The organism is Bradyrhizobium sp. USDA 4510 (assembly GCF_054059095.1).
Map to the genome: position 1 here is coordinate 3,346,187 of NZ_JBSSBT010000001.1, position 11,888 is coordinate 3,358,074.

General features: G+C 66.4%; 12 protein-coding genes. 5 read left to right on the forward strand and 7 right to left on the reverse strand.

What is annotated here, in order from left to right:
- Positions 1 to 2 precede the first annotated feature (2 nt).
- The 3 genes from ACVMDN_RS15100 (at position 3) to ACVMDN_RS15110 (ending at position 1,756) form a co-directional block, all read left to right on the forward strand.
- Positions 3 to 689, forward strand: coding sequence for a substrate-binding domain-containing protein (locus ACVMDN_RS15100; RefSeq protein ID WP_456814337.1), 687 nt, complete (start codon positions 3 to 5; stop codon positions 687 to 689).
- A gap of 32 nt (positions 690 to 721) precedes the next feature.
- Positions 722 to 1,543 (forward strand): tetratricopeptide repeat protein, encoded by an 822-nt coding sequence (locus ACVMDN_RS15105; protein WP_076832067.1) that lies wholly within the window; start codon positions 722 to 724, stop codon positions 1,541 to 1,543.
- 63 nt (positions 1,544 to 1,606) lie between these two features.
- Positions 1,607 to 1,756, forward strand: coding sequence for an SPOR domain-containing protein (locus ACVMDN_RS15110; protein WP_225163025.1), 150 nt, complete (start codon positions 1,607 to 1,609; stop codon positions 1,754 to 1,756).
- A 16-nt stretch (positions 1,757 to 1,772) separates the two neighbouring features.
- Here the strand turns inward: ACVMDN_RS15110 and ACVMDN_RS15115 are convergent, their stop codons facing one another.
- The 4 genes from ACVMDN_RS15115 to ACVMDN_RS15130 all read right to left on the reverse strand — a co-directional run bounded on the left by ACVMDN_RS15115 (position 1,773) and on the right by ACVMDN_RS15130 (position 6,934).
- A complete protein-coding gene (locus tag ACVMDN_RS15115) occupies positions 1,773 to 2,390 on the reverse strand; it encodes an Isoquinoline 1-oxidoreductase subunit (RefSeq protein WP_456814338.1) in 618 nt (205 codons plus the stop codon).
- Positions 2,391 to 2,401: 11 nt separating this feature from the next.
- Complete coding sequence (locus tag ACVMDN_RS15120; RefSeq protein WP_057019931.1) at positions 2,402 to 2,926, reverse strand: (2Fe-2S)-binding protein; 525 nt, start codon at positions 2,924 to 2,926, stop codon at positions 2,402 to 2,404.
- The gene (locus ACVMDN_RS15125; protein WP_076832216.1) at positions 2,923 to 5,697 is read right to left on the reverse strand and encodes a xanthine dehydrogenase family protein molybdopterin-binding subunit; all 2,775 of its coding nucleotides are present in this window, start codon (positions 5,695 to 5,697) and stop codon (positions 2,923 to 2,925) included. Before ACVMDN_RS15125 ends, ACVMDN_RS15120 begins: the two co-directional genes overlap by 4 nt.
- Positions 5,698 to 5,842: 145 nt before the next feature.
- A complete protein-coding gene (locus tag ACVMDN_RS15130; protein WP_456814339.1) occupies positions 5,843 to 6,934 on the reverse strand; it encodes a hypothetical protein in 1,092 nt (363 codons plus the stop codon).
- A gap of 285 nt (positions 6,935 to 7,219) precedes the next feature.
- On the opposite strand from ACVMDN_RS15130, the gene ACVMDN_RS15135 reads away from it, so the two are divergent.
- Entirely contained in the window at positions 7,220 to 7,924 is a 705-nt protein-coding gene (locus ACVMDN_RS15135) for a GrlR family regulatory protein (protein WP_057019933.1), read from the forward strand.
- Between the two features lie 10 nt (positions 7,925 to 7,934).
- Here ACVMDN_RS15135 and ACVMDN_RS15140 read toward each other — a convergent pair whose 3' ends face one another.
- A complete protein-coding gene (locus ACVMDN_RS15140; RefSeq protein WP_016843015.1) occupies positions 7,935 to 8,378 on the reverse strand; it encodes a DMT family transporter in 444 nt (147 codons plus the stop codon).
- 159 nt (positions 8,379 to 8,537) lie between these two features.
- Between ACVMDN_RS15140 and ACVMDN_RS15145 the strand changes: the two genes are divergently transcribed.
- A complete protein-coding gene (locus ACVMDN_RS15145) occupies positions 8,538 to 10,160 on the forward strand; it encodes an ABC-F family ATP-binding cassette domain-containing protein (RefSeq protein WP_057019934.1) in 1,623 nt (540 codons plus the stop codon).
- Between the two features lies 1 nt (position 10,161).
- Here ACVMDN_RS15145 and ACVMDN_RS15150 read toward each other — a convergent pair whose 3' ends face one another.
- Together ACVMDN_RS15150 and ACVMDN_RS15155 are read right to left on the reverse strand one after the other, a co-directional pair.
- The gene (locus tag ACVMDN_RS15150) at positions 10,162 to 10,794 is read right to left on the reverse strand and encodes a DapH/DapD/GlmU-related protein (RefSeq protein ID WP_057019935.1); all 633 of its coding nucleotides are present in this window, start codon (positions 10,792 to 10,794) and stop codon (positions 10,162 to 10,164) included.
- A 76-nt stretch (positions 10,795 to 10,870) separates the two neighbouring features.
- A complete protein-coding gene (locus ACVMDN_RS15155) occupies positions 10,871 to 11,845 on the reverse strand; it encodes a glycerophosphodiester phosphodiesterase family protein (protein WP_168857004.1) in 975 nt (324 codons plus the stop codon).
- Between the last annotated feature and the right edge of the window lie 43 nt (positions 11,846 to 11,888).

Sequence of the window (11,888 nt, forward strand, 5' to 3'; positions counted from 1 at the left end):
ATATGGGCAATTCGGTTCGCGTTCTTTCGACACTGGCGCTGAAGGGCGCGGTCGCGCGGCTCGCCGCTGCCTATCAGGTGGCAAGCAGCGTTGCGATCGATGCCGATTTCGCCCCGACGCTGGCGCTGCTCGAACGCCTGCGCGGTGGCGAGGGAGCCGACCTCGTGATCCTGACCCGCCAGGGCCTCGACGAGATGATCGGCGAGGGCCGCGTTGCGCGGGAAAGTGCCGTTGATCTCGCGCGCTCCTATGTCGGCGTCGCGGTGAAGGCGGGGGCGGCTCATCCCGACATCGCGACTGAAGCCGCGCTGCGTGCGGCGCTGCTCGGTGCGCGGGCGGTGGCCTATTCGCGGCTCGGCGCCAGCGGCATCCTGTTCGCGCAGCTGATCGAGCGTCTCGGCATTGTGGAGGCGATCAACGCGCGGGCGGTGATCATTCCGAGCGGCTTCACCGCGGAGAAGCTCGTCAGCGGCGAGGCCGACCTCGCGATCCAGCAGATCAGTGAGTTGAAGCAGATCGAGGGCATCGAGGTCGTCGGGCCGATTCCGCTGGATTTGCAGACCCCGGCGGTGTTCTCCGCCGGCCGCATGGCAGCGTCGCAGCGCGCGGCGGCCGCCGATCATCTGCTGCGCTATCTGTCGTCGGCTGACGTCGCGCCAGTGCTGCGCGAGACCGGGCTCGAGCCTTGAATTCGCCCGCACCGCGACGCAACCTGCTGGTCATGTTCAAACCACTTCACGCGATTGTCTTCGCTGTGGCGCTGGCCGCGCCCGTGCTTGCCCATGCGCAATCGGCCGACCTCGTGCTGTGCGACCGGCTTGCCGCCGATCCCACCGATCCCGACAAGCCGGCCGACGTGAAGGGCGTGCCCGACATCGCGTCGGCCGACATCGCGACCGCGATCAAGTACTGCGCGGTGGCCGCAAGATCGTCGCGCCGCGCGATGTACCAGCTCGGCCGGGCCTATGCCGCCAACCGGCAGACGGCGGAAGCCGCAAGCGCTTGGCGCAAGGCCGCCGACAAGGGCTCGACCTCGGCGATGGTCGAGCTCGGCGTGCTCTACGGCAACGGCACCGGCGTTGCCAAAGACGAGGCGCAGGCCCGCAAATTGTTCGAGCGCGCGGCGCAGGCCGGCAACGCGCGCGGCGTCAGCAATCTCGCCGCGCTCGGCGGCGGCGGCGCGGCAGCTGATCCGGCACGCGCGCGCGAATTGCTCGCCAAATCCGCCGAGACCAATGCCGAAGCGCAGTACCAGCTCGGCATGATGCTGGCCGAAGGCCAGGGCGGCGCGCAGGACGATGTCGGCGCGCGGGCGCTGTTCGAGAAGGCCGCTGCGCAGAACCATCCGGGCGCGCTGGAGCGGATGGGCGCCTTCGCGCAGGCCGGTCGCGGCGGGCCGAAGGACAGCGATGCCGCGAAAGCTTATTACGAGCGGGCGGCGGCGCTCGGCGACGAGGATGCCAAGAAGGCGCTGGAGCGGGCCCGCTGTCCCTATGTCATCAAGGACAAGCGCGGCAATGCCGTGACCAATCTCTGCTTCTGACCGAACTGGAACGCTCTCCGCGGCATGTCGTTGACATGCGAAAGGCATTGGCGAGGCGTTGCGATGATCCGCAAACTAAGTTCCGGCGGGTACCGGCTCTATTCCCGCAAGGTCAATCCGAAGACCGGCAAGCGCCGCAATCTCGGCACCTTCAAGTCGCGCGCGGCGGCGGAGAAGCACGAGCGCGACGTGCAGTATTTCAAGCGCCACTAGTTCGGAGTTGCGCGACTTAAGGCACTGGGCAGGCCGCGCCGGTCTTCACCCAGGCCTCGACCAGCGCGCCGGCCTGCGCCTGCGTGCCCGGTGCCGGTGCGCGGCCGAAGCCGGGATGCCAGGCCCAGCCCACCAGCGTGTCCTTGCCGATATGCTCGACCAGCTCCTCGACCTTGCGGCCGCCATTGCGCTCGGGGTCGCGGATTTGCGCGCAAATCTCGCCGACGGTCTTGCCGGCCCATGCCATCTCGCGCGGCGCAAGGTGCCATTCCGGGTGTCCCGGCACCCGACCGGGGTCGAAATTGGCGTGCTGGTGACAGATCGAGCAGCGCATGGCGTCCTTGCCGTGGCCGTCGGCACCGCGTGTCACCGGTGGCTGATGCTTGCGGCTGATGTCGCCCTGCCGCGGGCTGTCGCCGGCAGGATGGCAGTTCGTGCAGCGCGGATGCGTCAACACCTTGCCGAGCTCGGTGAAGATCGCCGCCGAGCGCTGCTCGACATTCTCGATGCCGGCAAAGCTTTCCGGCGAGGCGAGGGCGTGGCTCGCGCTTTCCGACGCCGCGTAGCCCGCGCACAGGCTGGTCGCGAGCGCCGTCAGCACCGCAACGATCCGAAACCGCGTTTGCGATGGCATTGCTCGCGCACTCACTTGCTGGCGGTCAGATAGCGTTTGGAATCGGCGAGGATCACGTCGCGCACCGCCTGATGATACTTGATGTAGCCGGTGCAGCGGCACAGATGGCCGTCGAGCGCATCCGCAATCACGCTCTCGAGCTGGTCCCGCGCCACCGGCGTCTTCGCCAGCCGTTCGAGCAGCACCTGGCCTTCGTTGAGGAAACCGGCGGTGCAATAGCCGCACTGGAACGCGAAGTGGTCGATGAAGGCGCGCTGCAACGGCGAGAGTTCGCCGTCCCTGGCGTGGCCCTCGACGGTGCGGATCGCCTTGCCGTCGAAATTGGCCGCCGGCACCACGCAGGTCGGGGTGGTGTAGCTCGTGCCGTCGGGATTATCGATGATAACGGCACAGCTCAGGCATTGCGCGGCGCCGCAGCCGAACTTGGTGCCGGTCATCCCGAGCATTTCCCGAAGGAAATCGTTCATCGAGAGGTCGTCTCGGACCTCGATCGGACCGTGCTTCTGGCCGTTGATGGTGAGGTTGAGCGTCGTCACGCCAGCGCTCCCTTGAGCAGGCTCGTTGTCACCGGCAGTGAGCGGAAGCGGTGGCCGGTCGCGTCGTTGATGGCGTTGAGCAGCGCCGGCACGATCGGGATCATCACCACCTCGGCCATGCCCTTCGGCGGCTCGTCCGGCGTCAGCGGCGGCAGCATCTCGATCTCGAGATCGTGCAGCGGCAGGTCGGAGCCGCGCGCGATCAGGTACTGGCCGAGATTCCACTGCCCGTTGCCGGGCCCGCCCTCGAACGGCGGCAGGGTTTCCAGCAAGGCGTAGCCGACGCCCATCGCGAACCCGCCATGCGACTGGCCGAGCACCACTTCAGGCACCAGCGCCTGGCCGCATTCGAACACGCTGTAGGCCTTGGCGATGCGCAAGCTGCCGGTCGCGCGCTCGATCTCGACGCGGACCAGCGTGCCGCACATCGAGGTGTAGGCGGTGCCGATCCGGTTGTTGTCGGTCGGTGGAAATTTCACGCTTGTTCGGTCGATCCGCTCGAACTGGCTCCGGCCGCGACGAATAGCGAGCGCGTCGATCTCGGCGCGATACTGCTCGCCGAACAGCGGGAAGCGGGCGCGCGACCAGGCCCAGCGCGAGAAGCTGTGCGCGATGGCGCCGGTGACGAAGCCGCGCGCATGCGCGGTCGCGGCAAGCTTTGGCAAGGGTAGCGGCGCGAGATCGTCGAGCACCAGCTGGCCATCCTTCCAGTGCGCCTTGTCCCATTGGCGGGTGCGGGGATCGGCCTTGGCGATGTGCCAGAGCTCGAGCGCCGCCGGCCACAGGCCGAAGCGGAAGATGACGCGGGCCGCCTCGGCCGACGAGTGCGTGCCGACATGGGCGCCGATCGACGCGCTGGTTGCCGAACTGATCGCCGGCACCCAGCGCGGGTTCTTCTCGGCGAGATCCTGGGTCTTCTGATCCATCGTGTAGGGATCGCCCGAGGTGACGAGCCCGAGCGCGTCGTAGCTGTCGACCCGGGAGACCGCGACCTCGTCGGCGACGGCGCCGAGATGGCTCGCGACCCGGTTGGCGAGCGCGGTGCCGACGCCGTTGCCCATCTCGACGTGGTCGCAGTGGATCGCGATCCGTCCCTCGGGGTCGATCTCGACCCGGCCGAGCGAGCAATCCGCGCCCGAGCCGTAATCCTTGGTGACGCAGGCGACGCCGGTGCCGACCAGGCGTCCCTCCGGCGCCTTCTGCTTGAAGCCAGCGCGCTGTTGCCAGATCGGATGCTTCTCGAGCTTGTCGAGGATGTCTGGCGTGCGCACCGACACGATGTAGGGATTGCCGGTCATGGTCCGGCCGTTCTGCTTCAGCGCATTGTTGCGCCGGAATGCGATCGGATCGACCTTGAGCTCGCTCGCCGCCTCGTCGATCAGGACTTCGAGCGCGGTCATGGTCTGCAGCGTGCCGTAGCCGCGCATCGAGCCTGCGGTGACGCCGCGCGAGTGCAGCGCCACGGTGGTGACGTCGACTTTCGGGATGTCGTAGATGCCGATCGCGGCGGTCGCGGCAACGACCGCGACATTGGCCGAGAAGTTGGCGAGCCCGCCGCCGTCGAGCACATGATCGGCGGCAAATGCCGTGATCCTGCCGCTGGCGCGATCGATGCCGATCCGCGAGCGCATCTTGATCGGGTGGCGTTTGATGCCGCCCTGGAATTGCTGGTAGCGGTCCTGCGCCAGCCGCACCGGCCGGCCCGGGAAGAACATCGCCGCCAGCGCCACGTAAAGCACGAACGGGGTATGGTCGCGGCCGCCGAAGCCGCCGCCGACATGGGCGAACTGCGCGTTGATGTGCGAGGGCCGCAACGGCGGACGAGCCTTGCCGAGCATGAAGGCGATCGACTCGGTCGCCTCATAGGGCGACTGCACGCCGAGCACCAGTTCGAGATTGCCGCTGTTGTCGCTGTACCAGGCGAGCCCGCTCTCCGGTTCGAGGAACATCGGATCGACCGACTGGGTCTCGAACTCGCGGTCGAGCACGAGCTGTGTCGGATCGTCCTTGGCGAGTTGGGCGCGGATCGCTTCGCCATGGGTTGCGGCCTTGGCGTAGTCGGCCTTGGTCTCCTTGGCGAGCGGCAGCCAGACCGGCAGCGCCGCGTTCTGGATGCGGCTCGGCGAAACCCAACCGGCTTGGATCGGCGAATAGACGTCGGGCGCGTCAGGCGAGGCGCCCGCCACGCGCGTGAAGCGATACGCGCCGTAGTTCGGCAGGATGACCGGCCCGGTCTCGTCGCCGAATTTGACGAAGCCGCCGTCGCGCAGCGCGAGGCGCGCGCGGTCGAAGGCGTCGAACTGCTCGAAGATCAACAGCGCGACCGGTTGTCCGAGATAGAGCGGCGTCTTGCCGACCGGGCAGAACAGATCGCCGGTGTAGAACTCCGGGACCCGCGTGCCGATCCGGTCGAGATCGGCAGCGGTTACGATAACCGACGGCTTTGCCGGACCATCGAGACGGGCGAGGTCCATGCCGGCATAGACATGCGTCGCGTCATCGGCGCGGACCAGGATGGCGTGCGCGGTGGTCGCGGGCCAGCCCGGCATGTCGGCGGCGCGGAAGTCGGACGCGTAGAGTTTTGCGCCGGTGACCTTGGCGACGCCGTCGACACGGCCGGCGCCCTTTTCCGCCGGGTTGAAATGGCCGCGGCCGGGCAGCGTCTCGCGGGTCGCGAAAGCCGGTTCCTTCGCCAGCGCCAGATGCGACAGGCTGACCGAGATGCCGCCTGCCGACAACCACTTCACGAAATCGCGTCGCGAAGGCCGCATGGTCTGATCTTTCATCGACACCTCGACGACGGCATATCGCGCCGGGATTTAACAATTGGTGCAATACACGCGAAAGTATTGCGGCAAGGCGAGCGCAACCGCAACGCCGCAATAGGTCGTAGCTGCCTCACTCGTAGCTTTGGGCTCACTTCAGGTCGGCGATGGTGGCCGGTCCCGGACCCGGCGTGATCAGCGTCGGCCACTGCTTGGAACCGAACGGCACCAGCGGCGGCAGGAAGGCGGTCATGCCGCGCTTCTTGGTCTCGGCAATGATCGCCTCGCGCGCGTCGCCCCCCATCAGCTCATAGTCCATCAGGTGATAGCTGCCGAAGAACAGCGCGCCGACCGAGCGGTCCGCGATGATCCGGATCAGCGATTCCAGCATGTCCGACGGCGTGGTGGTGAAGGAGATCGTCTCGATCAGCATCAGGCGGCTGTTGATGGCGTCGGGCCCGAAGAACTGCGCCAGCACGCTGAAGATCACGTTGTTCTGCCGCGCCACATAGATCGTGTTGCTCGCGCCGTAGGTCTTGTCCCAGTCGGCGCCGAGTTGCGACTTCCAGTCGGCCATGACCGTCATCCAGTGCGCAACCTGGGTCTGCGCAGCCCAGGCGACGTTCTTGGCGAGCAGCGGCGCCTGCTTCTTGCCGAACGCCTCGAGCGTCGCGAAGGGGATCGCGCCGGCGGTGAGGCATTCATCCATGAAGGCGATGTTGTTCTTGAGGATGGCACGGTTGTTGTCGCGCCAGTCCGCCTGCATCGGCGTGGCATCGAGCCCGTCGAGCGCCGACTGCATCCGGCTGCGATAGGCCTGCATCGACCCGCGCCATGCCTTGTCGTCGGGATTGTTGACATAGGGGCCGACCACCTCGGCCAGCGCCATCGTGCTGTGGCCGACCGATTTGAGCAGCTGATAGACGATCGGCACCTGCGGCGCCTCGGTCGGCGGCTTGCCCGGCCGGTACAGGATCAGGCGGCCGCCGGCGCCGGAGAACAGGCCGAGGATCACCGGGTGTTTGTCGAGGATGTTCTTCTGGAAGATCCGCGCCGCATCGCCGTAGAGCTCGAACATGCCGGTGTTGAGCGCGAGCACGTCCTTGGTCGCGACGTCGGCCGGCGTTGATGAGGTCTTACCGGAGATCGGCCCCATATAGTCGGGAAGTGACTGGGCCAGGGCTGTGCCGTCGCCGCCGAGCAGCAGCGCCAGCGCGGCGGCCAGGCCAAAGCGATTGATCATGTGATGCTCCTCGAAGCCTCGCCTGTGTCGAGGCCGGGTGCGGCCGCGCGACCATTGGCGGAATGCGCAAATGCTTGGACACAATGAACTGGGAGATCAGAGAACCGGCAGACCGGATCCCGCGTGACGCAGCACGACGCGGGCGGTGCCTACAGCTAAGCGACGAATCGGCTGCTGTCCACACCCGGACATTGCGGGCGTGCCTGCGCCAAAAGACGCAATGGTGCGGCGCTCGGCCTGGTGCTATGGGGCGAATAGAATCAATTTTATTTTTTGGATTTTTGCGTGCTCAACGGACTTTACAAGGTCGAGTACGGCATCAACGGCGCATTCGGCCGCAGCATCATGTGCATGCATGACGGCAGGATGCTGGGCGGCAATTCGGCCTTTGCCCATCTCGGCACCTATCAGGTGACGGAAGGCGAGATCGCCGCCGAGGTGATCACCGAGCGCCACAATGACGATCCGAACTTCAAGCCGCTGATGGGCGCCGACGTCACCGTCATCAAGGTGCGCGGCAGGAGCGAGGGGTCCACCATCCTGCTCGAGGGCAAGGCCGACGCCATGCCGGACGGCGTGTTCTGGGCGAATTTGGCGCCGCTCGACGACGAGGCCTTGCCGCCGCGCGGGGCGGTCGGTCCCGGCGGCATCGTCAACGGACTGTACTCGATCCATCTGCGCGCGCTCGACGGTGTCGATGCCGGGCTCACCGGGGTCATGCTGCTGATGGACGGCCGCATCCTCGGCGGCGATGCGTTCTTCTACTATCTCGGTTCGTATTCGTCGGCCGATGGCCGCTGGCGAGGCGAGATCGTCAACCAGGAGCATACGCCGGCGAAGGGCGAGTACCCGGTGTTCGGCGGTTATGAAGTCGGCATCGGTTTTGCCGGTTCGTGCCGTGCGGACGGTGCCGAGCTCGAAGGCATCGCGCTGGCTGGCAAGCGCAGCCTTCGCCTGTCCGCCGAATTGCGCCTGATGCGCCGCGCCTGACGAGAGCCCGTCAATCCTTGATCAGAAGCACGCCGCCGATGATCAGCGCGATGCCGGCCAGCCGTGAAACCGACACCGGGTGCTGCGCCAGTCCGAACAGGCCAAAATGGTCCATCGCGATGCCCGCGAGCATTTGACCCGCAACCACCAGTGCCAGCAGGGTCGCGGCGCCGAGCGGCGGCAGCAGCAGGATCATCAGCAGGATAAAGATGCCGCCGAGGACGCCGCCGCTCCAGGCCCACCACGGCACAGCCGTCACCAGCTTCCAGGACGGCACGGGCTCGCGGGTCGCGACCAGCACGACCGCCATCGTCACGAGCCCGCCGAGATAGCTGACGAGCCCGGCCCAGGCCGGCGAGTTGAGGGCGGACCTGAGATTGCCGTTCAGGACCTGCTGAACGGCGACGCAGATGCCGGCGCCGAGCGCGAGCAGATAGAGAAACCAGACTTGCATAAGATGCCCCAAAACCGATCGTCGAACCGCTTCATGTCATATTCGATTGGCAACGATCGTGGCATGCACGAAACGCGGCACGAACCTGCGGAATGGGCTTCCACCCACGTCCCAGATCGAATAAGAGGCCGCAAACCCTCAGTTCCCCAGTATTAGAGCATGATCCGCCTCGATAACGTCTCCAAGCAAGTCGGCCACCAGATCCTCTTCATCGAAGCCTCCGCGGCGCTCCAGAAGGGCGAGAAGATCGGCCTCGTCGGGCCGAACGGCGCCGGCAAGACCACGCTGTTCCGGATGATCTCGGGCCGGGAAATCCCGGACGAGGGCCAGGTCTCGCTCGATCGCGGCATCTCGATCGGCTATTTCAGCCAGGATGTCGGCGAGATGTCCGGCCGCAGCGCGGTCGCCGAGGTGATGGATGGGGCAGGGCCCGTCAGCGTGGTCGCGGCCGAGCTCAGGGAACTCGAGGCCGCGATGGCTGACCCCGACAAGGCCGACGAGATGGACGACATCATCGCGCGCTATGGCGAAGTGCAGCACCAATTCGAGGAACTCGACGGCTACGCGCTCGACGGCCGCGCGCGCGAGGCGCTGGCGGGTCTCGGCTTCAGCCAGGAGATGATGGACGGCGACGTCGGCAAACTATCCGGCGGCTGGAAGATGCGCGTCGCGCTTGCGCGTATTCTTCTGATGCGTCCGGACGTCATGCTGCTCGACGAGCCGAGCAACCATCTCGATCTCGAAAGCCTGATCTGGCTCGAGCAGTTCCTGAAGGGTTATGAGGGCGCGCTGCTGATGACCTCGCATGACCGCGAGTTCATCAACCGGATCATCAACAAGGTGGTCGAGATCGACGCCGGCCAGCTCACCACCTATTCCGGCAATTACGAGTTCTACGAACAGCAGCGCGCGCTCTCCGACAAGCAGCAGCAGGCGCAGTTCGAGCGGCAGCAGGCGATGCTCGCCAAGGAGATCAAGTTCATCGAGCGCTTCAAGGCGCGCGCCTCGCACGCAGCCCAGGTGCAGAGCCGGGTGAAGAAGCTCGACAAGATCGAGCGGGTCGAGCCGCCGCGGCGACGGCAGACCGTGGCGTTCGAGTTCCAGCCGGCACCGCGCTCCGGCGAGGACGTCGTCAGCCTGAAGAACGTCCACAAGGCCTATGGCAGCAGGCGCATCTATGACGGCCTCGATTTCATGATCCGCCGCAAGGAGCGTTGGTGCGTGATGGGCATCAACGGTGCCGGCAAGTCGACGCTCCTGAAGCTGGTCGCCGGTTCAACCGAGCCCGACGACGGCGCGGTCGCGGTCGGCGGCAGCGTCAAGATGGGCTATTTCGCCCAGCATGCGATGGACCTGCTCGACGGCGAGCGCACCGTGTTCCAGTCGCTGGAGGACGCGTTTCCGCAGGCCGGCCAGGGCAGCCTTCGCGCGCTGGCCGGCTGCTTCGGCTTCTCCGGCGACGACGTCGAGAAGAAGTGCCGGGTGCTCTCGGGCGGCGAGAAGGCGCGGCTGGTGATGGCCAAGATGCTGTTCGATCCGCCGAACTTCCTGGTGCTCGACGAGCCGACCAACCATCTCGATCTCGCCACGAAGGAAATGCTGATATCAGCGCTCTCCGAGTTCGAGGGCACGATGCTGTTCGTCTCGCACGACCGGCACTTCCTCGCCGCGCTGTCCAACCGCGTGCTCGAGCTGACCCCTGACGGCATCCACCAATATGGCGGCGGCTACACTGAGTATGTCGCGCGGACCGGCCAGGAAGCGCCGGGACTGCGGAGCTAGCTCAAGTCCGCCATCGCGCGCAAAACGCCTCGACGTCGCCGGACTGGAATTCCGGCAGGCGCTCCCAGAGGGTTTCAGCCGGCCAGTTCCACCAGGCGATCTGCGACAGCTCGGCGGCGATCTTGCGGTTGAACCGCTCCTTGATCGGCCGGGCCGGCACGCCGCCGACGATGGTGTAGGGCGCGACATCGCGCGAGACCACGGCGCCGGCCGCCAGCACCGCGCCGTCTCCGACAGTGACGCCGGGCAGCACGATCACGCCGTGGCCGATCCAGACGTCGTTACCGATCACGACGCGATCCGCGCGTCGGTTCCTGAAGAAGTCATGATCGCGCTCGGCTGAGGCGGTGTAATATTCCGGACAATAGGTGAAGCGATGCTGGGAGGGGCGCTCGAGCGGATGATTGGGCGCGCCGATCCGGACCTGCGCCGCGATCGCGCAGAAGCGGCCGATCACGGCGTCGGCGACGATGCAGCCGCTGCCGAGATAGGAGTAGTCGCCAAGCTCGGTGTATTCGATCGCGGTGTCGCCGAGAACCTCACAGCAACGTCCGACCCTGACCTCGCGCAGCTTGACCGTCGGCTCGATGACGGTTTCGGCGATCTTGGGGCAGGTCAGGCTCGGTGCGTTCATAGCGTTGTCCTCGATGCGACGAGCCGCTTCAGTCGCACAATTTCTATGACGGAGAGATGACAGGAGGAGGCCGGATCTAACGCCCGGCGAGGCGGGCGATGGTCTCGATTTCGTTGGTCCAGATCCCGCCGGAATAGCTTTCGGGCAGGCGCCGGAACAGGTCGGCATCGTCGACCCCGGTCGAGAATTCGCCGCCCTGATAAGGCCCGAGCACGAAGACCGCGCTGTTGGCCGCGGCCATGCGGTTGAGGAAGCGGTCCGGCCATCCCCATAGCCAGGGCGCGTAGTTGATCGGCACCAGCACGATGGCGTTGCGGCAGGCATCAGGCACGATGCCGGTCCAGCCATAGCCGATATAGCGGACGAGGCATCTCTTGAGCGTCGCGCGCGAAATGGTTCGGGTCTCCGGCGCAAGCCGCCGGATCGTCTCGATCGGCTCGTCGCCGCCATAAACCATGATCAGCTTGCGCCGTTCGGCGGCGAGCCGGTTCAAGACCGTTGCGAGCTTCTCGCCTTCGGAGGGATCGCGGCTCTTGACGTTGATCAGGAGCCGGCGATCCGGAAAGGTCTTAAGCACCTCGTCCAGCGACGGCATCAGGCCGATGCCCTTGCCGCGGAACGGGAAGGTCTTGCCGTCATCGGCCGTGTAGCCATAGCCGATATCGAGCATCTTCAGCCGCGCCATCGGCTGTTCGCGGGTGACGCCCTGGCCATCGGTGCGGCAATCGACGGTCCAGTCGTGAAACACCGCGAACTCGCCGTCGGTCGTCGGATGGACGTCGAGCTCGACGATATCGGCGCCGCGCTCGAAGCTCGCCCGCATCGAGCGGATCGTGTTCTCGAGATAGTCATGGGTCGGCGGCAGCATGCGCGCCGCGGTGCAGGTGTCGTTCTTGAGGTCGCGCTCGTCGAAGCGCTGCGCCATGCCGCGATGGGCGAGCAGCACCGGCTTGCCGCCGGCATGCGTTGCGAGAAGGCTCGTGTTGTTGAGGTAGATTGCGGCGGCGACGGCAACGATCGCCGCTGCCGCGTATTTCAGTTTCCTGCCCAAGCGACTCGGTTCCTTGCTGGATCGCCGGCCCGGGTAGGGGTGC